25 protein-coding genes and 1 other annotated feature are annotated in these 24,091 nt (G+C 37.8%); of the genes, 24 read left to right on the top strand and 1 reads right to left on the bottom strand.

Features of this window, described 5'->3' with window-relative positions:
- The first annotated feature begins 30 nt into the window (after positions 1 to 30).
- The 17 genes from ftsW to ileS all read left to right on the top strand — a co-directional run bounded on the left by ftsW (position 31) and on the right by ileS (position 15,902).
- Positions 31 to 1,110, top strand: a complete 1,080-nt coding sequence (gene ftsW, locus AO843_RS13860; RefSeq protein ID WP_054611686.1) for a putative lipid II flippase FtsW — start codon at positions 31 to 33, stop codon at positions 1,108 to 1,110.
- A 20-nt stretch (positions 1,111 to 1,130) separates the two neighbouring features.
- A complete protein-coding gene (locus AO843_RS13855; RefSeq protein WP_054611685.1) occupies positions 1,131 to 1,964 on the top strand; it encodes a cell division protein FtsQ/DivIB in 834 nt (277 codons plus the stop codon).
- On the top strand, positions 1,942 to 2,670 hold the full coding sequence (locus AO843_RS13850; protein ID WP_054611684.1) for a DUF881 domain-containing protein: 729 nt from the start codon (positions 1,942 to 1,944) through the stop codon (positions 2,668 to 2,670). The genes AO843_RS13855 and AO843_RS13850 overlap by 23 nt, the downstream gene beginning before the upstream one ends.
- Before the next feature lie 126 nt (positions 2,671 to 2,796).
- Positions 2,797 to 3,516, top strand: a complete 720-nt coding sequence (locus AO843_RS13845) for a DUF881 domain-containing protein (RefSeq protein ID WP_054611683.1) — start codon at positions 2,797 to 2,799, stop codon at positions 3,514 to 3,516.
- Between the two features lie 3 nt (positions 3,517 to 3,519).
- Positions 3,520 to 3,891, top strand: a complete 372-nt coding sequence (locus tag AO843_RS13840; protein WP_004224852.1) for a small basic family protein — start codon at positions 3,520 to 3,522, stop codon at positions 3,889 to 3,891.
- Between the two features lie 95 nt (positions 3,892 to 3,986).
- Positions 3,987 to 5,270, top strand: a complete 1,284-nt coding sequence (gene ftsA / locus AO843_RS13835; protein WP_054611682.1) for a cell division protein FtsA — start codon at positions 3,987 to 3,989, stop codon at positions 5,268 to 5,270.
- 53 nt (positions 5,271 to 5,323) lie between these two features.
- The gene (gene ftsZ, locus AO843_RS13830; RefSeq protein WP_054611681.1) at positions 5,324 to 6,484 is read left to right on the top strand and encodes a cell division protein FtsZ; all 1,161 of its coding nucleotides are present in this window, start codon (positions 5,324 to 5,326) and stop codon (positions 6,482 to 6,484) included.
- Between the two features lie 190 nt (positions 6,485 to 6,674).
- Complete coding sequence (locus tag AO843_RS13825; protein WP_054611680.1) at positions 6,675 to 7,508, top strand: sigma-E processing peptidase SpoIIGA; 834 nt, start codon at positions 6,675 to 6,677, stop codon at positions 7,506 to 7,508.
- A 13-nt stretch (positions 7,509 to 7,521) separates the two neighbouring features.
- Positions 7,522 to 8,229 (top strand): RNA polymerase sporulation sigma factor SigE, encoded by a 708-nt coding sequence (sigE, locus tag AO843_RS13820; RefSeq protein ID WP_082389474.1) that lies wholly within the window; start codon positions 7,522 to 7,524, stop codon positions 8,227 to 8,229.
- Between the two features lie 114 nt (positions 8,230 to 8,343).
- Positions 8,344 to 9,117 (top strand): RNA polymerase sporulation sigma factor SigG, encoded by a 774-nt coding sequence (gene sigG, locus AO843_RS13815; RefSeq protein WP_053993843.1) that lies wholly within the window; start codon positions 8,344 to 8,346, stop codon positions 9,115 to 9,117.
- A 139-nt stretch (positions 9,118 to 9,256) separates the two neighbouring features.
- Positions 9,257 to 9,493 carry a PRC-barrel domain-containing protein gene (locus AO843_RS13810; RefSeq protein WP_031418925.1) on the top strand — a complete coding sequence of 79 codons (237 nt, stop codon included), beginning with the start codon at positions 9,257 to 9,259 and terminating at the stop codon, positions 9,491 to 9,493.
- Between the two features lie 90 nt (positions 9,494 to 9,583).
- Positions 9,584 to 10,288, top strand: a complete 705-nt coding sequence (locus AO843_RS13805; protein WP_054611732.1) for a YggS family pyridoxal phosphate-dependent enzyme — start codon at positions 9,584 to 9,586, stop codon at positions 10,286 to 10,288.
- A complete protein-coding gene (locus tag AO843_RS13800) occupies positions 10,272 to 10,772 on the top strand; it encodes a cell division protein SepF (RefSeq protein WP_054611678.1) in 501 nt (166 codons plus the stop codon). Before AO843_RS13805 ends, AO843_RS13800 begins: the two co-directional genes overlap by 17 nt.
- Before the next feature lie 20 nt (positions 10,773 to 10,792).
- On the top strand, positions 10,793 to 11,074 hold the full coding sequence (locus AO843_RS13795; RefSeq protein WP_054611677.1) for a YggT family protein: 282 nt from the start codon (positions 10,793 to 10,795) through the stop codon (positions 11,072 to 11,074).
- Between the two features lie 204 nt (positions 11,075 to 11,278).
- Positions 11,279 to 12,067 (top strand): YlmH family RNA-binding protein, encoded by a 789-nt coding sequence (locus AO843_RS13790; RefSeq protein ID WP_054611676.1) that lies wholly within the window; start codon positions 11,279 to 11,281, stop codon positions 12,065 to 12,067.
- A 95-nt stretch (positions 12,068 to 12,162) separates the two neighbouring features.
- A complete protein-coding gene (locus AO843_RS13785) occupies positions 12,163 to 12,687 on the top strand; it encodes a DivIVA domain-containing protein (RefSeq protein WP_054611675.1) in 525 nt (174 codons plus the stop codon).
- A 102-nt stretch (positions 12,688 to 12,789) separates the two neighbouring features.
- Positions 12,790 to 13,018: a binding site (T-box leader), on the top strand.
- A 115-nt stretch (positions 13,019 to 13,133) separates the two neighbouring features.
- Entirely contained in the window at positions 13,134 to 15,902 is a 2,769-nt protein-coding gene (gene ileS, locus AO843_RS13780) for an isoleucine--tRNA ligase (protein ID WP_054611674.1), read from the top strand.
- Between the two features lie 112 nt (positions 15,903 to 16,014).
- Here ileS and AO843_RS13775 read toward each other — a convergent pair whose 3' ends face one another.
- Entirely contained in the window at positions 16,015 to 17,220 is a 1,206-nt protein-coding gene (locus tag AO843_RS13775; protein ID WP_054611673.1) for a helix-turn-helix domain-containing protein, read from the bottom strand.
- Between the two features lie 203 nt (positions 17,221 to 17,423).
- Between AO843_RS13775 and AO843_RS13770 the strand changes: the two genes are divergently transcribed.
- The 7 genes from AO843_RS13770 to AO843_RS13740 all read left to right on the top strand — a co-directional run bounded on the left by AO843_RS13770 (position 17,424) and on the right by AO843_RS13740 (position 24,091).
- A complete protein-coding gene (locus AO843_RS13770; RefSeq protein WP_054611672.1) occupies positions 17,424 to 17,759 on the top strand; it encodes a hypothetical protein in 336 nt (111 codons plus the stop codon).
- Between the two features lie 24 nt (positions 17,760 to 17,783).
- The gene (locus AO843_RS13765) at positions 17,784 to 19,352 is read left to right on the top strand and encodes a sodium/solute symporter (RefSeq protein WP_054611671.1); all 1,569 of its coding nucleotides are present in this window, start codon (positions 17,784 to 17,786) and stop codon (positions 19,350 to 19,352) included.
- Between the two features lie 164 nt (positions 19,353 to 19,516).
- A complete protein-coding gene (gene lspA / locus AO843_RS13760) occupies positions 19,517 to 19,996 on the top strand; it encodes a signal peptidase II (RefSeq protein WP_054611670.1) in 480 nt (159 codons plus the stop codon).
- Positions 19,993 to 20,904, top strand: coding sequence for an RluA family pseudouridine synthase (locus AO843_RS13755; protein ID WP_054611669.1), 912 nt, complete (start codon positions 19,993 to 19,995; stop codon positions 20,902 to 20,904). The genes lspA and AO843_RS13755 overlap by 4 nt, the downstream gene beginning before the upstream one ends.
- 239 nt (positions 20,905 to 21,143) lie before the next feature.
- The gene (pyrR, locus tag AO843_RS13750) at positions 21,144 to 21,692 is read left to right on the top strand and encodes a bifunctional pyr operon transcriptional regulator/uracil phosphoribosyltransferase PyrR (protein WP_369814423.1); all 549 of its coding nucleotides are present in this window, start codon (positions 21,144 to 21,146) and stop codon (positions 21,690 to 21,692) included.
- A gap of 14 nt (positions 21,693 to 21,706) precedes the next feature.
- Positions 21,707 to 23,017 (top strand): uracil-xanthine permease family protein, encoded by a 1,311-nt coding sequence (locus tag AO843_RS13745; RefSeq protein WP_054611667.1) that lies wholly within the window; start codon positions 21,707 to 21,709, stop codon positions 23,015 to 23,017.
- 195 nt (positions 23,018 to 23,212) lie between these two features.
- On the top strand, positions 23,213 to 24,091 hold the full coding sequence (locus tag AO843_RS13740) for an aspartate carbamoyltransferase catalytic subunit (RefSeq protein WP_054611666.1): 879 nt from the start codon (positions 23,213 to 23,215) through the stop codon (positions 24,089 to 24,091).

Genomic DNA, 24,091 nt, shown 5'->3' with positions numbered 1-24,091 from the left:
ACTATTTTAGAATATACTTGACTTGGAAGGATGGCATTACTGAGAGGGAAAGAAAGCTACTTATTGCTCGTCACAACTTTGATGCTATCAGTAATCGGCATTATTTTCGTCTATTCTGCGGGGACTTATTGGAGTGCCATTCATTATAGTGGAAAAATGCCGTTTTATATGAAGCAAAGCGTATATTTTGTGGTAGCCATAATCGTATTTTTAATCACAATCCGATTAAATATTTTGAGAGAGCAGTCCTTTTGGAAAATGGCCTATATATTTTCGTTAATTTTACTGGTTCTAGTGTTAATACCTGGTATTGGGCTAGTGAGAAATGGTTCACAGAGCTGGATTGGTATTGGTCCATTGACAATCCAGCCAGCCGAGCTTACGAAAATAACTGTCATTGTTTACCTGAGTCATATTTTAGCGCAGCATAAAACAGGAGCGCCAGTGGTTAATTGGCGCCATGGTTTAGTCCTGCTAATACCTGTTGTTTTAATCATGTTGCAGCCTGACTTTGGTTCTGTGTTTATTCTTGTCGTCGCTGTATTTTTATTGTTTTTTGTCGCAGGGTACCCATTAAAGCTATATGCCATGATTATGTTGGGCGGTATAGCAGGGCTAGCAGGGCTGATTGCGACCGCACCATATCGACTAAAGCGAATTGAGGCATTCCTCGATCCTTGGGCTGATCCCTTGGTAAGTGGATTCCAAGCAGTGCAATCATTAATGGCGATAGGCCCTGCTGGAATTTTTGGCCATGGTTTTGGACAAAGCCGGCAAAAGTTTCTTTATTTGCCAGAGCCCCAAAATGATTTTATTTACGCTATTATTTTGGAAGAAGTCGGCTTGATTGGTGGTCTCGTTATTTTAGCGCTCTTTGTACTGACAATTTATGCAGGCTATAGATTTGCAGTACAGGCTAAAAACAGAACATCCTATTATGCGATTATAGGGCTTGTCACAATGCTGATGGTGCAAGCATTTCTTAATATAGCGGTAGTAATAGGCTTAGTACCTGTAACTGGAGTTACATTGCCATTTATTAGCTACGGAGGAACATCTTTAGTCACAATGTGGTTAATAATAGGTATTATTTATCAATTAGCGAAATAAATATAAAGGAGGAGTACTTTTTGGAGAAAGTAATTGATATAGAAGATCGTATACCTACGCTAAAAAAGCGACGAAAAAAGCGTACAAACCGTAAATTTATCGTGCTAATATTACTTTTCTTTATTGTGTTAGCAGTACTCCTTTATTTTCAATCTCCATACAGTAATATCAATAAAATAACAGTCAATGGTGCTAAGCTGGTAGATAATGAATATTATGTGGAGAAAAGTACCCTTGCGCTAGGTAAATCAATGTGGGGGTTCAAAGTAGAAGATGTTGAGAAGATTTTATTAAAGGATAAATGGGTAAAAGAAGCACATGTTAATCGTAACTGGCTTAGAGGCGTAACGATCGATATGAAAGAATGGAAAAAAGTTGCGTATTTGGCTGGGGACGGCACCTATTATCCTTTACTTGAAAATGGTGAACGTTTTGAGCAAAAGGGAAATGATACCCCAATTGATGCACCCGTTTTTATCGGTATTACAGGTGAAAAAACAATTAAAAAACTTGTTGAACAGCTAGCACAATTAAAACCAGAAGTATTAGCTTTAATTTCTCAGGTTAACACGAATAGTAATGATACAAATCCTAATGCGGTTAAGCTTTATATGAATGATGGCTATGAGGTACGAGCTATTATTCAGTCGCTTGCGGATAAGTTAAATTATTATCCCTCCATTGTTGCGCAAATTGCAAATTTAGAAAAAGGCGTGATTGATTTAGAGGTCGGTTCATACTATCGTCCTTTTAACGAGGAGTACAACAAAATAAGTATCGACATGGAAACTAATGCAGATGGGGAAATGGTTAACCAGGAAGTGACAGAAGATGAACAACAAGAAGATGAATAGCAAAGGGAGTTTTTTTACAAGAAAACAATTTGAATTACTTATTGTATGTGTGACAACAGGGTTTATCATCGGCTATTCATATAATCAGGCAAAAGATAATCGGGAAGCAGGCACCGTAAATTCAGAGCTTTTTGAGCAAGAGGATTCTTATCGCGAGGAATTGATCACTCAACAAGAACGCAATAAGGAGCTTTCAGAGGAACTAAATAATCTACAGGACCAAATTCGGAAGTATGAGAAATCATTCGCTTCTAATGAAAAGGACTATAAGAAGCTTGTAGAACAAGCAGAGGATTTACGGCTTCTACTTGGTGAGTTGAAGAGTGACGGAAAAGGAATACGTATAACCCTTCAAGATGGTGACTATGATCCAAAATCTTTGAATCCGAATGATTATATCGTTCATGAAAGCCATGTTTTTAAATTGTTGAATGAACTGAAAATTTCAGGTGCTCAAGCAATTGCAATCAATGGCCAACGTGTCATGGCCAATTCCTATATCCGTTGTAATGGTCCAGTGATCACTATTGATGGTACACAGCATCCTGCTCCTTTTGTGATAGAAGCGGTAGGAGATTCCGATACTTTAATGGCATCATTAAATTTAAATGGCGGCGTTGTAGATCAATTATTGAATGACAATATTGTGGTGTCTTTAGAAGAAAATCAAAAACTTACAATGCCAAGAGTAAAAGTAGAAAGTTAAGGACAAGCCTTATTTCATGTTTAAAGTCTAATTTTAGCCTCTAGGAAAGTTATGAATTGTAAAATATATACTTACAATTTTAAATCGTATACTGAGGGGCATACGATACGTCTAGGAGGGGCTATTTTGCGAAGAAATATGTACACCCGAATAACGATCGTGCTATTTATTATCGGTTTGATGATAGCGGTACAATACAATACCATTCAAAAACCAGCAGAGCGAGATACACGAGATATTTGGGCAATAAGAGAGGAATTAGCACAAGAAAAGCAAAGACATTCCGCATTACTGGCAGAAATTCGTTCACTTCATGAAGTAGTGGATCGCTATGAGCAATCTGAAAAAGTAAATCAGCAAGCTGCCTTACATGAAACATTGAATCGTTTAAAACAACAGGCTGGCCTAACAGAAGTAAAAGGACCTGGGGTAATACTTCGTATTGAACCTGCACCAGAATTAATTGAGATGGGTTATGAGATCAAAGAAATATCGCCCGATTTGCTAACTCAATTATTAAATACGCTGTTTAAAAACGATGCGACTAGTGTCTCAATCGATGGTAATCGTGTTGTTCAAACAACGGCCATTCGGGACATTAATGGAAAGACCACAGTGAATAGTGTACCATTGTCGTCACCTAAATTCGATATATATGTTGGGACAAGCGATTTTAAAGCAGCCCAAAAAATGTATAATTCATTACAAGCTTCAACGTTTATAGATTCATTTTATTTAGATAATTTTAATTTAGTGATTGAAGAACCAACAGAACAATTACAAATTCCAGCATTTGATCAGCCATTGACAAATGATTATTTAGCAGAGGTAAAAAAAGGAGATTAATATATGTGGCTACCATTTTTAGGTTTGATATTTGGACTTGCCCTTGGCTTGTTAACAAATATACAAATCCCCTCTATGTATGAAAATTATCTGTCAATAGCTGTTTTAGCAGCTTTAGATACATTATTTGGTGGTATCCGTGCTCAATTACAGCAAGTATACGATGATAAAGTATTTGTATCAGGATTCTTTTTTAATATAGTTCTCGCAGCAGGGTTAGCTTTTATAGGTGTGAATTTAGGGATAGATTTGTATTTAGCGGCCATTTTCGCTTTCGGAGTACGTTTGTTCCAAAATATAGCAATAATTAGGCGTATATTACTAACGCGTCTAGATGAGAAACGTCACAAGAGAAAAAAAACTTCCATAGAATGAGAGAAAAATTGACCAAAATACTCGATTTGCTTAGACATTATGCCAAATTTACAATAGAATGAAAATAAGAGCATTTTTCAAGGAGGTGCAGCGAATTGAATCAGCAAGATTTATACATTTCACTTGATATTGGTTCCTCCTCTATCAAGGTATTAATAGGTGAAATGAGTGACGGACAATTACACGTAATTGGCGTCGGAAATGTAAAATCGAATGGGGTTCGAAAAGGAGCAATTGTTGACATTGATGCAACAGTTCAATCTATTCGAAAAGCAATAGAACAAGCCGAACGAATGACAGGTTACCAAATTCATGAAGTCGTTTTAGGCGTTCCTGCTAACCAAACGATGTTACAGCTAGTAAAAGGTGTTGTCGCTGTAAATAGTGAAAACAGAGAAATTACAGATGATGATTTAGACAGAGTGGTAGAATCTGCACAAGTCATGTCAATACCTCCTGAACGTGAATTAGTTAACATCATTCCAAGACAGTTTATTGTGGACAACCTTGATGAAATCAAAGATCCTCGTGGTATGATTGGCATCCGTTTAGAAATGGATGCAACAATGATAACAACATCCAAAACGCTTCTACACAATGTTCTTCGCTGTGTCGAGCGTGCAGGTTTAAGTATACGAGAAATATATTTGCAACCATTAGCATCAGGCTACTTAGCATTAACTGAAGATGAAAAAAACCAAGGAACTGCCTTTGTAGATATAGGAGGCGGCTCTACTACAATTGCAGTATTTGAAGAGGGATTGTTAACGCATACAGGTGTCATACCAGTTGGTGGTGATCATATAACGAAAGATATTTCCATTGTCCTAAAGACACCAACAGAGCAAGCTGAGAATATCAAACACCAATTTGGACATGCCTTTTATGATGATGCATCTGATGACGAAATCTTTGAAGTACCGATTGTAGGCACAGATTCTACTGATCAGTATAGCCAACGCTATATATCAGAAATTATTGGCGCTCGCCTAGAAGAATTACTAGAATTAGTGATCGACGAGTTAGCGCGTTTAGGCGTCAGAGATTTACCAGGTGGCGTTGTTTTAACTGGTGGTGTTGCTAAACTTGAAGGTATCGCCCAGTTAGCACGTCAAATTCTACAAACGCGTGTAAGAATTTATACACCCGATTATATTGGCGTTAGAGAGCCTTCATTTGCAACGGCGGTTGGACTTATTCGTTACGCCTATTTAGAAGATGATTTTTACGGTAAAAGTACGAATACGCAACCTAATGAATATGCAGTTGTAGGAGCTCAAGCAGCTATGCCTAAAAAGCAAGAGTATTCTGCACCTTCAGAACCAAAGGAAAGCGTAATCGGGAGAGCAAAAAAATTATTTGATAAGTTTTTTGATTAACTAGAATGCGTAATGATTGATACAGAGTCGAGTTACCGTGGGAGGAAAAAGAGATGTTAGAATTTGATACAAGTGTAGATGAACTTGCAGTAATAAAGGTCATAGGTGTTGGTGGCGGCGGTAACAACGCTGTCAATCGAATGATAGAACATGGTGTACAAGGTGTTGACTTTATCGCAGTTAACACAGATTCACAGGCATTGAATTTATCAAAGGCAGAGGTTAGGCTTCAAATTGGTGCTAAACTGACGCGTGGATTAGGTGCAGGTGCAAATCCAGAAGTAGGAAAAAAAGCTGCAGAAGAGAGCCGTGAACAGTTAGAAGAGGTTCTACGTGGTGCAGATATGATATTCGTAACTGCTGGTATGGGTGGAGGAACTGGTACTGGTGCAGCGCCAGTGATTGCACAAATTGCTCGTGAATTAGGAGCACTAACAGTTGGTGTTGTGACACGTCCATTTACGTTTGAAGGTCGTAAACGTCAATCACAAGCTATCGGCGGAATTGGTAGTATGAAAGAATCAGTGGATACACTGATTGTTATTCCGAATGACAAGCTATTACAAATTGTCGATAAATCCACACCTATGTTAGAAGCTTTCAGAGAAGCTGATAACGTACTTCGTCAAGGTGTACAAGGTATTTCGGATTTAATTGCCACACCTGGTCTTATTAACTTAGACTTTGCAGACGTGAAGACAATTATGTCAAACAAAGGTTCAGCATTAATGGGTATTGGTATTGCAACAGGTGAAAATCGCGCTTCCGAAGCAGCAAAGAAAGCCATTTCAAGTCCATTGCTAGAATCATCTATCGATGGTGCTAAAGGTGTTCTTATGAATATTACAGGTGGCTCTAATCTTAGCTTATTTGAAGTACAAGAAGCTGCAGATATTGTAGCCTCTGCGTCCGACGAAGAAGTAAACATGATTTTCGGTTCTGTCATTAATGAAAACCTCAAAGATGAAATTATTGTTACAGTAATTGCAACAGGTTTCACAGAGGAAGCATTGCAACAACAACAACGTAATGTAACAAAACCGACACTCAATATGAATAGACAATCTGCTCCACAACAACAAGCACCAATTCGTGAACAACGACAAGAAATGCATGTTCAGCAAGAGCAGCCTCGTCAAAATCAGCAACATTATGCACAGGATGACATGCTTGAAGTCCCAGCATTTTTACGTAATCGCAAAAATCGTGGTTAATTGAAAAAACAACTTCTAAAAAGCTCGTATTTTACATATGTAAAATACGAGCTTTTTATATTTGTTGTCGAGTTGTTCAAATGTGTAAGGAAACCATGTATTTTGTCAAAACATTTTAAGGAAATGATGCGATTGTTTGACAATATTTGTGGGAGTAACATGCTAACTTTGTAAGTAGGAGGCGGCTGTTATGTATGGAGAATGGCTGGTGCTCATTAATACGCTTTTTAATCTAGCAATACTCACGTTTACGGCAAGAGTAACAGGGGTTTTAGTGAAAAATTCAAGATTATTAATGAGTTCGTTTTGTAGTAGTTTAGTAGCTGTAATTGGCGGTCAAATGCTGTGGACAACGGTGCTTAGTTTTATATTACTCATAGGTATAGCTTTTCACTTTAAGCTTCGAAGCTTCCAAAAGCAAGGACCAATCGTTTTAACAGCGACGATAGTTATCGGCGGATTGTTAACAGCACTACAACCTTTTTTAAAAAATCTTTCTGCCGTCCATTTTATAATGATTTGTTTTTTTCTCGCAGTGTTAAATCTTATTGCGTTTTATAAGCAATGGGGGTTTGTGAAGCTAGAGCGTTTAAGTGGCCAATTTGTATTTGATACCAATTTAAAAATCTTTGGTGTGACAATACCAATGTCGGCATTTGTTGATACAGGAAACCAAGCAATTGAGCCGCTTTCAGGTAAACCTGTTCATTTTGTCTCGTATACCGCTTTGCGCCCACATTTACCTGCGGATTTTCGTAAATCATTAGTAGAATGGCAAGAAACAGATCCGTACAATGTATCTATGTTTACAGAAGATTATCAGCGTTATATACGATTTATTCATGTCAATACCGTGCAGCAGCAAACCGTTGTACTTGGTTTTCGCTTTGAGGAATGGCATATAAAAGGGGAGCCTTCTCAAGTGAAATCGAATGAATATATCGTTTTAACAAAAAAAGCTAAAAATTTTCCACATAGCACAGCAGCAATTTTACATTTTTCAGCGCTTTCAAATAACTCATAGAGGGGGAGAACTATTGCTTCTTAGGCTACTTGCTAGCTTGAAAAAATTTTGGAGTAAGTTTCGGAGTCGTGAAACGTACTATATAGGGGGAAATGATTCATTGCCAGTGCCACTAAGTCGAGAAGAAGAAGTTACAGTCATTGCATCCTTTATGAACGGTGATTTACGAGCTAGAGATACACTAATTGAACGTAATTTACGTCTTGTTGTTTATATTGCTAGACGTTTTGACAATACGGGAACGCCAATTGAAGATCTAATCAGCATTGGTTCTATCGGGTTAATAAAGGCGATTGAAACGTTCAATACGGATAAAAATATTAAGCTTGCAACATACGCATCACGCTGCATTGAAAATGAAATTTTAATGCATTTACGAAAAACAAGTCGTATGAAGGGTGAAGTTTCATTAGATGAGCCACTAAACTCTGATGCAGATGGAAATGAATTATTACTATCAGATATTTTAGGAACAGAAGAGCATATTATTCTTGATAATGTGGAGAAGAAAATCGAACGTCAGCATATGTTCCATGCCATTAATTTATTAGGTGCACGTGAACGATATATTATGGAATGCCGTTTTGGTCTCAATGGAAAAGTGGAAATGACACAAAAAGAAGTGGCAGATCATTTAGGTATATCGCAATCATATATTTCCCGCTTAGAGAAGAAAATTATTCAAGATTTACGTGAAAATTTAAATCAACCAATTTCTTAGAAAGGGAAATTTAACCTACCTAAAATTGGTCGGAGCTTTTGTGCATATTCTTGTTTCTCTCGGACAAACTGATGTCACGGTTTAGTCAGAGAATAACATCCGGAGGAATCGAATATGCGAACAAAAGTAGATCTTTGCGGCTTAGATACATCGACTTTGCCAATTTTAAAGCACGAGGAAATGAAGGAACTCTTCATTCGTTTGCAAGCTGGTGAAACTGAAATCAGAGAAGAGCTTGTAATGTGCAATTTAAGGTTAGTGCTAAGTATTGTCGGTAGATTTGCCTATAGAGGTGAACAGGCAGATGATTTATTTCAAGTTGGCTGTATTGGCCTCATGAAAGCCATTGATCATTTTGATTTAAAGCATAATGTTAGATTTTCGACATATGCTGTACCAATGATTATTGGTGAAATTCGTCGCCATCTGCGTGATCATCATGCATTACGAGTATCCCGTTCTTTAAGGGATATTGCGTATAAGGCAATGCAGGCAAAAGAACAGTGGATAACCGATAATTTGCGAGAGCCAACGATTGAGGAAATTGCTGACATGATTGACATGAAAAAAGAAGATGTTTTATTTGCTTTAGATGCCATTCAAGACCCAGTGTCCTTACAAGAGCCCATTTATTCAGATGGCGGAGACGCTGTTTATATGATGGACCAATTGCGTGATGATGATGTATCAGAGGATCAATGGGTTGCCTACGTGTCGGTAAAGGAAAGCTTGCAAAAGCTAGATGAACGTCAGCAAATGATCGTGGCAAAACGTTTTTATTATGGAGAGACACAAACTGAAATTGCTAAGGAATTAGGGATTTCTCAAGCCCAAATTTCGCGTCTTGAAAAAAATGCAATTGAAACTATGCAAAAAGATTACAAATAAAAAAATGCGCATCGAATTATTCGGTGCGCATTTTATCTTCATTCAATGAACGATTGATACATAAATATAAAGAGATAGCAAAGTTTGATGATAGAGAAACATAAAATAGACGAAAGTAATGGATAGAGGAGGTATTTTATTGCGTTTCTCAATGTTACAGCAAAAAGAAGTAATTGAAGCAGGAAATGGACGATTTATAGGATTTGTGGTAGATGCTGAAGTATCAAAAGAAACGGGCTATGTGACAGCATTTTTAATTGCAGAGCCTCGAAAATATCTAGGTTTTTTTAAAGGAGAAGAATCTGTAAGAAAAGTGTATATGAAAGATGTGCTTGTTGTTGGCAAGGATGTCATTTTGGTAAAGGCACTTTCCTAATAGTACTGACATATGTCAGGCTATTCATTGATAAATCAAGCATTGCTTGTTACAATAAGAGAAACTATTGTTGTAAAGTTGGGAAAAACAGTGACAAAAATCTTAACAAATTTAAACAAACTAAATGATTTAATAACAGCAGCAGAAACAAGAGTCAATCGTGAAGCCAATAATGTCCAAATAATTGCTGTGACGAAAGAGGTTTCTGTAGAAAGAACACAAGAAGCAATCGAAGCCGGACTGACTCATTTAGGAGAAAACAGACCTGAGGGCTTAAATGGTAAAATTGCAGCGATTCAAGCAAATGTCAATTGGCATTATATCGGGTCTCTACAAACACGTAAAGTAAAACAAGTGATTAACAGCATTGATTATTTACATTCATTAGATCGTTTGAGTTTGGCAGAAGAAATTGAAAAAAGAGCAGAAAAACCTGTTAAATGTTTTATACAAGTAAATGTTTCAGGGGAAGAATCAAAACATGGTTTAAGAATGGAAGAAGTTTTACCTTTTGTAGAATCATTGAAGAGTTTTGCAAAAGTCCAAGTTGTCGGTTTAATGACAATGGCACCAAACACAGAAGACGAAGCACTTATTCGCTCTGTTTTTAAGCAATTAAAACAATGTCAACAGCAAATAGCCGAGCAAGGATTCGCACACGCACCTTGTACCGAGTTATCAATGGGCATGTCTAATGACTTTGAAATTGCGGTAGAGGAAGGGGCTACTTTTGTTCGAGTCGGAACGGCTCTTGTTGGAAATGAAAGAGGGGAACAGGATGAGCATGAAAAATAAAATTAAAAACTTCTTTTACCTTGAAGAAGAATTAGAAGAAGAAATCACGCAAGCTCCTATTCAGCAGCAACAACAACCCATACAACAACAGCAACCGATTCATTCAGTAAAGCCTAAAAAAACAATCAAAGAACGTAAGGCATCTATCCATGAAATTGTGCCTCAAAGTACAGCTACTCCTAACAACATTGTCAGTTTACAAGCGGCAATGAGTTCAAAGGGAGCAAAAGTTGTCTTAATAGAGCCTAGAGTCTATGCAGAAGCACAAGATATCGCGGAACATTTAAAAAATAAACGCGCAGCAATCGTTAATTTACAACGTATTGAACGAGAGCAAGGTAAGCGCATTATTGATTTTTTAAGTGGCACAGTCTACGCCCTTGCAGGGGATATCCAACGTATCGGTAAAGATATTTTCCTTTGCACCCCAGATAGTGTAGAAGTGACTGGTGAAATTACAAACTTTATTTTAGACGATAATTAATAGCGAGGATTGTAGTTTATATGACTTTTTTTATAATACTTGGTTATGTATCAATAGCATTTAGGATTTATTCATTTATGCTAATTGCATATATCTTAATGTCTTGGGTGCCTGCCGCTCAAAATTCAGCCATTGGACGAATGCTTGAAAAAGTGTGTGAGCCTTATTTGGGGATATTCCGAAAGTTTATCCCGCCGCTTGGTATGATTGATATTTCACCAATTGTGGCTATCTTTATGCTGAATTTTATTGAAAGAGGGCTTGTGATAGTCATTCAAAAAATATTTCTTATGTTTGTATAGAAATAAAATCCTCACGTTTTAGTGGGGATTTTTTATTTACCTGGATTCAACAAAATGGAAGCGTCAGGTAATTTTAACGGGGGGCTATTCGAACGAACCTGAAAAATTTTACCGTAATGGTGTCGAGGCACTAATGATTGGCAATACTATGTTCATCCAATCAACTAAGTAAATAGGAACGAAGAAGAAAGAGGAGACAACGAGATGGAGCACTTGATTCAGCATTTTCGAAAAGATGAACAACCTTTTATTGAACAGGTAATAAGTTGGCAGCGAGAGGTTGAAGATCGTTATGCGCCCAAGCTGACAGATTTTCTTGATCCAAGGCAGCGCTTCATAGTGACATCTGTTATTGGGCAGGATGCCACAATGAACATGTTATGTGCAGGATTATTTAACGAGGCGGAGAGACAGCGTATGCTCATTTTTCCAGCCTATTATGAACCTACTGATGAAGACTTTCAACTGATGGCTTTTACACTTCATTATCCTGTTAAATTTGTACAAATACGCCATCCGGATGTTTTAGGAGCCTTATTATCATTAGGTTTAAATCGCGGCAAATTCGGTGATATTCGTGTAAATGAGCATCAGATACAATTTGTCGTCGCACAAGAAGTGGCAGAATATGTACGATTACATTTAACAGGTATTGGTAAAGTAAAGGTACATGTAGAATCCCTTAAAGAACAAGAGCCTCTCCTTATTAATGAAGAAGAATGGTTGGAGGAAGCACACACAGTTACCTCTATGCGATTAGATGTTATTATTGCAACCGTTTTAAAAGTGTCACGTCAAAAGGCACAAGCTTTCATTACTGGTAAAAAAGTGCGAGTAAATTGGACAGAGCGTGATGCTGTTGCTTTTGAATTACAGGAAGGGGATATTTTATCAATACGAGGAAGCGGTCGTATGAAAATAATTATGACGGAAGGCCGTACAAAGAAAGATAAAATCCGTCTACAAGTCGGTCGATTGGCCCAAAAAAGCTAAAAGTAAAGTAAATTTCATTAATTTTTACTGCTAAGTTGTTGGAACAATTGTATAATAGGAGATACGAATGTACACGAAAAGGAGAGAAGGATTGTATGCCATTATCACCTATTGATATACATAATAAGGAGTTTACAAAAGCCTTCAGAGGCTATGCTGAAGATGAAGTAAACGAATTTTTAGACCAAATCATTAAAGACTATGAAATTTTGCTGCGCGAAAAAAAGGAAGTTGATAAGCAACTAGAAATGTCCTTAGAACAAGCGAGGCATTTTAGCTCTTTGGAAGAGACTTTACAGAAGTCCATTGTTGTTGCACAAGAAGCTGCAGACGAAGTACGAAGAAATTCTCAAAAAGAGGCAAAGCTCATTGTCAAAGAGGCTGAGAAAAATGCTGATCGAATCGTCAATGACGCCTTAACGAAAGCGCGTAAGGTGACAATTGAAATCGATGAGCTTAAAAAGCAATCTAAAGTGTTCCGTAATCGTTTCAAGATGCTTGTTGAGGCACAGCTTGATTTATTAAATGCGGATGATTGGGATCATTTGCTTCAATACGATATTGATTTAACGGAAATTCAAGCATCAGTGGATGAAGCACAAGAATCCGAAGATATTTAGCTTTCCTTTTAATATCATGGCGAACGATTATAAATGAAACTTGACGCGATTGTTTGAATTTCATATACTTTGTAATAGTAATTATGTTGTACAGACATATGCATAGAAGCAAAGACGAAGACAGTATTTGTTAGGTGTGGTGAAGCGATTTGGGGATAGTGGAAGCCCAAACAAGCAACTAACAATGAACATCACTTCTGAGCTAAATAACTGAAAAAAGTAAGTTATTTCGTGATGCACGGCGTTAATGTGCTTTAAAGAGGTAGTGCAAGCTATATTAATTGTGCTACAAGTAGGGTGGTACCGCGAGTAGAAGCTTCTCGTCCCTTTGTGGGATTGAGGGCTTTTTTTATTTGTCCGCGAATCGTTTTAGATAAGTTTGCCAATAACTGTCGTATGAGAAATGCGTCGATATGCTTTATGTAAAATAAAGGAGGAATTTTTTAATGGTTGAATACAAAGATACTTTATTAATGCCAAAAACAGATTTCCCAATGCGTGGAAATTTACCAGCAAATGAGCCGAAAATGCAAGAAAAATGGAATGAGATCGATATTAACAAATTACAAATGGAACGTACAGAAGGTCGCCCTGAATATGTACTGCATGATGGTCCTCCATATGCAAACGGTGATATTCATATTGGACATGCATTGAATAAAGTATTGAAGGACATGATTACACGTCATCGTTCAATGACTGGCTACCATGTTAATTATATTCCTGGCTGGGATACGCATGGTCTACCTATCGAACAAGCATTGACAAATAAAGGTGTAAAACGAAAAGAAATGTCAGTAGCAGCTTTCCGTCAACTTTGTGAAGAATATGCATATGAGCAAATTAACAATCAAAGAGCTCAATTCCGTCGTTTAGGTATTCGTGGTAATTGGGAAAATCCTTACATTACATTAAAACCTGAGTTTGAAGCTCGCCAAATTGAAGTATTTGGTAAGATGGCAGAAAAAGGCTATATCTATAAAGGGTTAAAGCCAGTGTATTGGTCACCGTCTTCTGAATCTGCTCTTGCTGAAGCAGAAATTGAATATAAAGATATTAAATCGCCATCCATTTATGTAAGCTTTGCTATTAAAGATGCAAAGGGTGTCGTACCAACAGATGCTAAATTTATCATTTGGACAACAACTCCTTGGACATTACCAGCAAACTTAGGGATCTCATTAAATCCAGAATTTATCTATGTTGTCGTTGCAGTAGCAAATAAAAAATTCATCATTGCAAAAGATTTATTAGAAACAGTGGCAACTGCTCTTGAATGGGAAGCGTTTGAGGTCATTCAAGAAGTGAAGGGTGAGGCATTAGATCGTATTGTCGCTCAGCATCCTTTCTATGATCGTGAATCTCTTGTGATGATAGGGGAACACGTTACTGCTGACGCAGGTACTGGCTGTGTTCACACAGCTCCTGGACACGGGGAAGACGATTATCATATTAGTAAACAATATGGCTTAGATATTCTTAGCCCACTTGATAATAGTGGCTGCTATACGGATGAAGCACCTGGGTTTGAGGGCGTATTTTATAATGATGCCAATAAACTAGTAACAGAAAAGCTAAAAGAAGTAGGCGCATTAGAAAGCCTTGGTTTCATTACGCACTCTTACCCACATGATTGGCGTACAAAAAAACCAGTTATTTATCGTGCAACACCACAATGGTTTGCATCTGTTGAAGCGTTCCGTGGTGAATTACTTGAGGCTGTTAAAGCGACTGCATTCACACCAGCTTGGGGCGAAACACGCCTTTACAATATGATTCGTGACCGTGGAGACTGGGTAATATCTCGTCAACGTGCTTGGGGTGTGCCAATTCCGATTTTCTACGCTGAAAATGGTGAACCAATTATTACACCTGAAACAATTAGCCATATCTCAGCATTATTCCGTGAGCATGGCTCAAATATTTGGTTCCAAAAAACAGCAAAAGAGTTGTTACCAGAAGGCTTTACACATCCGGGTAGCCCGAACGGAGAATTTACAAAAGAAAATGACATTATGGACGTATGGTTTGACTCAGGTTCTTCACACCAAGGTGTACTTGTAGAGCGTGGCATGAAATACCCAGCTGATCTATATTTAGAAGGCTCTGACCAACACCGTGGTTGGTTTAACTCTTCTCTTATTACATCTGTAGCTATTAACGGCTTTGCTCCATACAAAGGGCTTTTAACACATGGTTTCGTTCTTGATGGTGATGGTCGTAAAATGAGTAAATCATTAGGGAATGTAATCATTCCACAAAAGGTAATGGATCAATATGGGGCAGATATTCTTCGTCTATGGGTTGCATCTGTAGACTACACAGCTGATGTGCGAATTTCTATGGATATGTTGAAGCAGGTATCAGAAGTATATCGTAAAATTCGTAATACATTCCGTTTCTTACACGGCAATATTGCTGATTTCGATCCAAAGAAAGATCGAGTAGCCTATGCAGACCTTCGTGAAATGGATCAATATGTGTATATGCGCTTACAGGATGTTTTGAAGACTGTGCGTGCTGCATATGATCGTTATGATTTCGCTGCTGTATACCATGTAGTGAATAATTTTGTAGCAGTAGAGTTATCTTCATTCTATTTAGATATTGCAAAAGATATTGTTTACATCGAAGGTACTGACAATAAAGATCGTCGCGCGATGCAAACTGTCATTTATGATACATTAATGACTTTAGTTAAAATTATGACGCCAATTATCCCTCATACTACAGACGAAATGTGGTCTTACTTACATGCTCAAGGTACTGTAGAGGAAGCTTCTGTTCAATTAACGGACTTCCCAGAGGTAGATGTACAAGCGAATTTTGAAAGTCTTCGTGCAAAATGGGAAAAAATCATTGATGTGCGTGACGATATTTTAAAAGCTTTAGAAGAGGCTCGTAATGCTAAAACGATTGGTAAATCTCTTGAAGCAAAAGTGACAGTGTATGCAAAAGAAGATGTTGTGGCATTATTGAACGATGCGAACATTGACTTTGCACAACTATCCATCGTTTCTGCATTTGAGATAGCTACAATCGAGGAAGCACCAACTAATGCTTTAGTACTTGAACATGTATCTATTGTTGTTGAGAAGGCAACAGGTGAGAAGTGTGATCGTTGTTGGTCCATTTCAGAAACAGTTGGTGCTAATGAGGCACATCCAACAGTTTGTACTCGCTGTGCAGAAGTGGTAGAAAAATATTACATTTAAGTGGAATCAATGAATAATAAGAATCTGCATTCTATGTAGCATATAAGCAAGTCTCCTTTATGGGGCTTGCTTTTTTCATAAGGTTTTTGCAGATTCTTTAAAGATTAGCAACCTATTTAAATAAAATTTCTTTCGTATTACGGTAGTCTGTTGGCGAAATCCCAACATATTTTTTAAAGGTTAGACTGTAGTAATTGGGCGTATTGAACCCACAGGTAGAGGAAATTTTTTCAACTGTATAATCGAACTTTCGTAAAAAGGGTAAAGTTTTGATAATACGCGTAAAGGCAACATAGTCCACAAAATTACGACCCGTCTCTTTTTTAAATAGCCGGCTAAAATGTGTTGGACTAAAGCTTATAGATTTAGCAACATCACTTATTGTAAGTTGTTCATCAAAATGCTCTTCTATAAATTGAATGGCTTTTTGAAGCTGTTGATGTTTGGTTAAATCTTCGTAATAACGTATATGAATGTTATCGATAGGCGGTTTTCTTCGTGCTTTTCGTGCCTGACTATAGGATTCCTTCACTTGCATAGCATCCTGAAATACACCTCCAACTCCCATAAAAAGATGGATACAATGGTCCTTCTTTAGTGTCTCGATGACCTCTAATAAAGATGCTTTGCCTTCTGGCCAATGTTTAAATGAGTTATAGTCATTAGGAATTCGCAGTAGAAGAAGTAAATAGCGTTCAAAATGTAAAAAAGACAATGGCGCTTTATCAGCAAATTTCTGGCGAATAACAGTTGTAATGATACTACATGCATCATGTGGAATAGCTTTCTTTTCATTTACATCAACATAGCCCTGTATTAAGAACACAATATTAGGAATACAGTTTGTTGATAAAAAGGATGCAGATTGTATGATTTCTTGCTCGTCATCGATTTCCCCCCGTATTAGACGTTTTAAAAATGCTTCTCGGAAGGGAGAAGTATGGTGCAGAGATATTTGTTGTGATAGTTCGAGCATTGTAAGTGTACTAGCCTTTTTATCCTGATATGACGTGTACAGCTTTTTTACAATACGTAAAAATTTTGATTTTTGTAATGGTTTTATGAGAAGTGCAGGTAAAACTAATTCAATTGCTATACCAGTCGAGTAGGTGAGGTGTTCTGTAACAATCGGGACAATTATACTATTAGGATAATTTCTTTTTAGTCGATTAATTTTTACCCAATCAAATAACCGATTGACTTCATAGACAATAATGGCCTCATCTATTGGCTTTGGCTCTTTACATTCCTCTAAAGCGTTTGGCAAAACCTCTTCTAACCAATCACTCATTTGTTGCTTGTCAAATGAGCTTTCCATAAACCATACCACCTTTAAAATGCTACCAGCCCCCTAAGAATAAAAAAGATAGAAATATTTTAACTTAAAATAGCAATTTTTTGTACTAATACAGCAATATTTTATATCTATATTGCTGTTGAAATAGAATAGAATAATTGTAGTAAATAATAATTTGAAATTTCAGATAATTATTTACTGATACAGAAAAGGGGGAGTTTGCAATGGCGGAAGTAGGGAGTCATGATTATGAATACGTGGAGGCAGGGACCATTGATGTAAAGGATCTTCCACCTCTAGATGCAGCAACAAATAAAATTATGAAAGATGAATTTACAACAGGTTTAGCTTTATCGGTATTTTACTTTATTTTGATTTTTAGTATCCCTGTTATGAATTGGTTTGCTCCAGCGTTTGCCTTTAAGAAAGTTTGGGGTGGAATAACAGTTACATGGTTTGTGACAACTGTTGTGATGATGGCAATGGCATTTATTATTGCTTATGTGCATACTGCCATGTACGAGAAGCGCCTAAAAAAATACGATATAGCCAATAAGTAGTTGAATCAAAGGGGGAAATGTTGAATGATGGAAGCTCTTTTAGAACCAAAGATGTTAATGACTATTGCATTAATGGGAACGATTGTATACATTACGTATTTAACAAAAAGAAATGCAACAGCATCGGATTTCTTTGTAGGAGGACGAAGCTTTGGCTGGTTTACGAATGGTTCTGCAATTGGTGGGGATTATTTAAGTGCAGCAACATTCCTTGGTATCGCTGGTTTAACATTCCAACTAGGGTATGATGGGGCCTATTATGCTTTTTGTTTCTCAATCGGTTTAACTTTATTAGCTATTTTCGTAGCCGGTCCTTTGAGACGTTTTGGAGCATTTACGGTAGCTGATTTTTTGGCCTATCGATTTCATAGTAAACGAGCACGACTTGTAGCGGTTGCTGTAGTTTTAGCAATCTCAGGCTTTTATGCGGCTCCCCAATTACTAGGTGCTGCTCAAATTTTAAGTATGTTTTTCGGTACTTCCTATGAATTTGGCATTATCTTTACCTGTGTAGTAATGATTTTTTATGTAGGTATTGGTGGAATGAAAGGAACAACCATCAACCAAGCTTTAGAGCTATGGATTCGACTTGGGGCTTTTATTGTAATGTTAGTGGCAGCAGTATATAGTGGCTTGCATTACGATAAAATTCTTGCGGCCATCAATTCCTTTAGCGGTCCTATTACAGGAACTTCACCATATGCATTAGATGGAAATGATGTCAATTTTGATGGTGCGGCATGGACAGGGACAGGCTTTTATTTCCCTACATTCTGGCAAACTATTAGCATGACTATTGGTTTAGCCTTAGGAACTATTGGACTTCCTCATATTTTATTGCGTTTTTATACAAATCCAAGTGCCAAAGCAGCTCGTAAATCTGCCCTGATGGCTATCGGGATCGCTAGTACGTTCTTTTTATTAGCTGTTTATTTAGGGGTTGTTGGTCGATCAATTTTCATCTCAGGAACAGCTAGTGAAGAGGTTATGCGCGATCTAGTGCTTGGCGGGAACAATATGGTGATACCTACTACAGCACTTGCCCTAGGTGGAAAATGGTTACTGGGCTTAGTTATAGCGGGTGCATTTGCTGCTATTTTCTCCAATCTTTCAGGGCTCTTTATTACAAGCTCTGGGGCACTCGCTCATGATTTATATGCTAACATTATGAAGAAGGACATTACGCAAAAACAGCGTGTCATAGCTGGAAAAGTAGCCATTGTATTATTAGGTATTTTATATGGGGCACTTGGACTCCTTGTAAAGGATGCATCCATCGGTCATTTAGTAGCGCTAGCCTTTACAGTAGCAGCAAGTACATTTACGCCAATATTCATTCTAGGTATTTGGTGGAGAGGCATGACAGAGAAGGGTGCCATTGCAGGATTACTTATTGGGCTTGGTGTGTCCATGTGGATGATCTTTTTACCAGGAACTTTACCGAGTTTCTTACAATTTAAAATTCCAGGAATTGTGACTGTTCCTGTAGGCTTCTTATCAGTTATTATTGTGTCTCTATTAGATCGAAAGGTACCTGCTGATGTCAATGAGTTTATGAAGCGGGTCCATTCAAAGGAATCTGAAACAGTATAATACAATAAGTTATGGCTATTTCTATTACTTGAAAAGTGATTGGAATAGCTTTTTTGTATTTGCAAGAGATTTCGAATCCGCCATATTTTGATGAGATATTAGTTATTGTGAATGGTGCTGATATGGTAGAATAGGTTAGATGTTGAGCGAACGGAGGAATGTTTGTGTATAAATATTACGGATTAGCTGCTTTTGTCATATTATTGGATCAATGGACAAAGTGGCTAATTGTGAAAAATATGGAGTATGGTGAACGTATCGCTGTTTTAGACCCATGGTTTGGCATTTTATCTCATCGAAATAGAGGTGCAGCCTGGGGGATGCTAGAGGGGCAAATGTGGTTGTTTAGTATTGTGACGGTTGTCGTCATTTGTGCCATTCTCTATTTTTATCATAAAGAAGCCAAAGGGAAGCCGATTTTTCAAGTGGGCTTAATGCTTTTACTTGGTGGAGCAATAGGGAATTTTATCGATCGTTTATTTAGAGGTGAAGTGGTCGATTTTGTAGATGTTTTGATTCCGATTATTAATTATGATTTCCCGATTTTTAATGTGGCAGATGCTGCATTAACAATTGCTGTTGTTATATTAATGATTGGATTAATTATGGAAGATAAAAAAGAGAAGAAACAGGTGAAACAATGACGCAAGTAACATATACAATCGAAGAACAGCAGCAAGGAGAGCGCATTGATAAAGCACTTTCTAGTTTACAATCAGAGTGGTCACGCTCACAAATTGGTAACTGGATTAGTGAGGGGAATATCAAGGTAAATGGTGATGCTGTGAAAGCAAAATATAAAGTAAAAATTGGGGACATTATTGCTATAGATGTACCTGAAGCCGAACCCCTTGATGTCGTTGCAGAAAATTTAGCGCTTGATATTGTCTATGAGGATGCTGATGTTCTTGTTGTGAATAAACCAAAGGGTATGGTCGTTCATCCGGCACCAGGGCATATGACAGGGACGCTGGTTAATGGGTTGATGTATCAATGTAAAGATTTATCTGGCATCAATGGTATTTTGCGTCCGGGTATTGTCCATCGTATTGATAAAGATACATCAGGCTTATTAATGGTTGCCAAAAACGATGCAGCTCATGAATCGTTAGTGAATCAGTTAGTCAATAAAACGGTTACTCGTAAATATATTGCTCTTGTACACGGGCATATTGCACACGATAAAGGGACTATCGATGCGCCAATCGGTCGTGACCAGAAAGATCGCCAAAAACAGGCTATTGTTGATAAGGGTAAGCATGCTGTTACACACTTCCAAGTGGTAGAGCGCTTCGGTGACTATACGCTTGTAGAGTGTCGCTTAGAAACAGGACGAACACATCAAATTCGTGTTCATATGAATTATATCGGCTTCCCACTTGTAGGGGATCCAAAGTATGGACCGAAAAAGACAATTGATTTTGGTGGACAAGTTCTTCATGCAGCAACGCTTGGCTTCGATCATCCTTCATCAGGTGAATACTTGGAGTTTGAAACACCACTTCCTGCTGATTATGAGCAATTATTAAATGAATTACGAAATAAGCATTGACGGATACGTTAAGAAAGTCTATACTAACGACAGTGAATGAACAACCTAATTAAATATTCACCTTTAATAGCAGTCCAGAGAGGCTGAGAAGGGACATGTGATAATGTTGTAAAAAATTTGTGCTGCAAATTTTTCAACATGCTTTTTAAACACGTATACAACCCTCTCAGGCTATTCGCCTCGAGAGGTTTTTTTATGGACACATGACCACAATAGATGGAAGAGAGGAGGAAACGAATTTGGCACAAAATGAATTATTAGATAGCCCATCAATGGCACGAGCATTAACGCGTATTGCCCATGAAATTATTGAACGCAATAAAGGAATCGATGAATGTATTTTAGTCGGCATTAAAACACGAGGTGCCTTTCTAGCCAAACGCTTAGCACAAAGAATTGAAAAAATCGAAGGCAAACCGATTCGTACAGGGGAGCTTGATATTACTCTTTACCGAGATGATTTAACAACTAAACATGAAAATGAACAAGCACATGTTGAGCAAGTGGATATTGAGTATGTAGTAAAAAACCAAAAAATTATTTTAGTCGATGATGTTCTTTATACAGGACGAACAGTTCGTGCAGCACTTGATGCTATCATGGATTTAGGGAGACCTGCTCAAATTCAACTAGCCGTATTAGTAGATAGAGGCCATCGAGAGTTACCAATCCGAGCAGACTATGTAGGGAAAAACGTTCCGACTTCTGGCTCTGAGCGCATCATTGTCAATTTACAAGATGTAGATGGGGAAGATTGCGTCATTATTTATAAAGAAGACGAACAATAAAGTGAGGAAACAGTATGTCAAATGCAGTTTTAGATATTAAGGATAAACCAACCCCAATTCAGCTAGTGACATTAAGTTTCCAGCATATGTTTGCGATGTTTGGATCAACGATCTTAGTGCCACAGTTAGTAGGTCTTAGTCCGGCGATTGCTCTTTTAACGAGCGGGATTGCTACATTATTCTTCCTATTAATTACGAAATTTCAGGTACCGGCTTACTTAGGATCATCCTTCGCCTTTATTGCTCCAATATTATTGGCAGCTGGCGGTTTAAATCAGGATGGCTCCAGTGTAAACCCAGGAAACGCCATGATTGGCGCCATGGCTGTCGGGATCACGTACGGCATTGTATCTTTAATCATTTGGAAAAGTGGTTATAAGTGGATAATGAAAATTTTACCACCGATCGTAGTTGGACCAGTAATCATGGTTATTGGACTAGGTCTATCGGGTACAGCCGTGAATATGGCGATGAACGTCAATGGAGAGTATAGCTTTTTACATTTCTCAGCAGCTTTAGTCACAGTCTTTACAGCGATTATTTTCACGATTTTCTTTAAAGGAATTTTAAGTACAATGCCAATTTTAATGGGTTTAGTAGTAGGGTACATTTACTCCATGATTGTCGACATTGTTGATTATACACCGATTGCCAAAGCAAATTTCTTCTCTATGCCTGATTTCTTACTACCAGGTGTGCATTATGAGTTTGAAATAACAACAAAAATCCTTCTTATCATGGTGCCAATCGTAATTGTAACGATTTCTGAACATATTGGTCACCAGCTTGTATTAGGGAAAGTAGTCAATCGCGATTACATTAAGGAACCGGGTTTACACCGCTCACTATTAGGTGATGGACTTGGCACATTAGTAAGTGCATTAATCGGAGGTCCTCCAAAAACAACTTACGGTGAAAATATTGGGGTTCTAGCAATTACACGCGTATATAGTGTGTACGTTATTGCAGGTGCTGCAGTTGTAGCCATATTACTATCATTCTTCGGGAAAGCAATGGCAGTGATCGCAACTATCCCAACCGCAGTACTTGGTGGTGTTTCCATCTTGCTCTTCGGTATTATCGCAGCTAGTGGTTTACGTATGCTAGTAGATAATCATATTGATTTTGGGAATAGTCGTAACCTAGTTATAGCTTCAGTGATTTTAGTCATTGGGATCGGCGGGGCAAAATTCGTCATTTCAGAATCATTGAGTATTGAAGGAATGGCACTAGCAGCAATTATCGGTGTCCTATTGAATGCCGTATTGCCAGGTAAGAAAGAAGCCGAAAAACCTGTACCATACAATCAAAATAAAAATTCATAGTAGTACCTTTTAATGAATTGTCCAGAGAGGCAAAAAAAGGGAAGTTGTGGATAAGCTAAGTAGGGATCATTTCCTACTATAGTTTGTCACGCCTCCTTATGCCTCGTTGATGACATCAACGGGGCTTTTACTTTATGAAAAGAACGTCACACATAAATAGACGTTCATGACACACAACCTTATGGAGGTCACATGATGAAGAACTTATTATCGATGGAACATTTAACAACAGAAGAGATTAACCACATCCTAGATCTTGCGCAAGCGTTTGAAAATGGGGAAACATCATCGTTATCTCGGACACACAATGTTGCCAATCTATTTTTTGAACCGAGTACTCGGACAAAATCAAGCTTTGAAATGGCTGAACACAAAATTGGCTGCCATATCATCCCTTTCGATGCTGGATTTTCGAGTGTTACTAAAGGGGAGACATTGTACGATACGGTCAAAACTTTAGAAATGATTGGTTTAGATGCAGTCATTATTCGAGCATCAGAAGATGAATATTATAATGAGCTACTGAACGGTATTAATGTGGCAATCATCAATGCAGGGGACGGTGCAGGTCAGCATCCATCACAATCATTATTGGATCTATATACAATTAAAAAAGAGTTTGGCTATTTTGAAGGGCTGAATATCACGATTGTTGGGGATATTTCACATAGCCGAGTTGCAAAGTCAAATGCCAATGCATTGCAACGCTTAGGGGCTAATGTTCACTTCCTTTGTCCGGAAGAATGGTCAGGAGGGTTTGAAGCGCATCATTCATGGGATGATTTAATCGAAGTAAGTGATGTCATCATGTTACTACGTGTGCAACATGAGCGTCATAAAGTAAATAAAAGCTTTTCGAAAGAAGGCTACCATCAAGAATATGGCTTAACAATTGAACGAGAAAAGCAAATGAAAGAATCAGCTATTATTATGCATCCAGCACCAGTGAATCGTGATGTAGAAATTGCTTCTGAGCTTGTAGAGTGTGAACGCTCTCGGATTTTCGAGCAGGTGCGAAATGGAGTTTACACACGGATGGCAATTGTGGAAACAATTTTAAAGGGGAGAGAATAA

The organism is Lysinibacillus sp. ZYM-1 (assembly GCF_001308875.1).
Classification (GTDB): domain Bacteria; phylum Bacillota; class Bacilli; order Bacillales_A; family Planococcaceae; genus Lysinibacillus.
This window is presented reverse-complemented; position numbering and strand designations above follow the sequence as displayed.

Coding starts and splice junctions, on each gene's coding strand:
- AO843_RS13755 (WP_054611669.1), top strand. CDS start 19,993: ATGACGCAAGTAACATATACAATCGAAGAACAGCAGCAAGGAGAGCGC.
- AO843_RS13775 (WP_054611673.1), bottom strand. CDS start 17,220: ATGGAAAGCTCATTTGACAAGCAACAAATGAGTGATTGGTTAGAAGAG.
- AO843_RS13840 (WP_004224852.1), top strand. CDS start 3,520: ATGTGGCTACCATTTTTAGGTTTGATATTTGGACTTGCCCTTGGCTTG.
- AO843_RS13785 (WP_054611675.1), top strand. CDS start 12,163: ATGCCATTATCACCTATTGATATACATAATAAGGAGTTTACAAAAGCC.
- ftsW (WP_054611686.1), top strand. CDS start 31: ATGGCATTACTGAGAGGGAAAGAAAGCTACTTATTGCTCGTCACAACT.
- AO843_RS13850 (WP_054611684.1), top strand. CDS start 1,942: ATGAACAACAAGAAGATGAATAGCAAAGGGAGTTTTTTTACAAGAAAA.
- AO843_RS13800 (WP_054611678.1), top strand. CDS start 10,272: ATGAGCATGAAAAATAAAATTAAAAACTTCTTTTACCTTGAAGAAGAA.
- ileS (WP_054611674.1), top strand. CDS start 13,134: ATGGTTGAATACAAAGATACTTTATTAATGCCAAAAACAGATTTCCCA.
- AO843_RS13745 (WP_054611667.1), top strand. CDS start 21,707: ATGTCAAATGCAGTTTTAGATATTAAGGATAAACCAACCCCAATTCAG.
- ftsZ (WP_054611681.1), top strand. CDS start 5,324: ATGTTAGAATTTGATACAAGTGTAGATGAACTTGCAGTAATAAAGGTC.
- sigG (WP_053993843.1), top strand. CDS start 8,344: ATGCGAACAAAAGTAGATCTTTGCGGCTTAGATACATCGACTTTGCCA.
- AO843_RS13795 (WP_054611677.1), top strand. CDS start 10,793: ATGACTTTTTTTATAATACTTGGTTATGTATCAATAGCATTTAGGATT.
- AO843_RS13770 (WP_054611672.1), top strand. CDS start 17,424: ATGGCGGAAGTAGGGAGTCATGATTATGAATACGTGGAGGCAGGGACC.
- AO843_RS13765 (WP_054611671.1), top strand. CDS start 17,784: ATGATGGAAGCTCTTTTAGAACCAAAGATGTTAATGACTATTGCATTA.
- AO843_RS13790 (WP_054611676.1), top strand. CDS start 11,279: ATGGAGCACTTGATTCAGCATTTTCGAAAAGATGAACAACCTTTTATT.
- AO843_RS13740 (WP_054611666.1), top strand. CDS start 23,213: ATGAAGAACTTATTATCGATGGAACATTTAACAACAGAAGAGATTAAC.
- AO843_RS13825 (WP_054611680.1), top strand. CDS start 6,675: ATGTATGGAGAATGGCTGGTGCTCATTAATACGCTTTTTAATCTAGCA.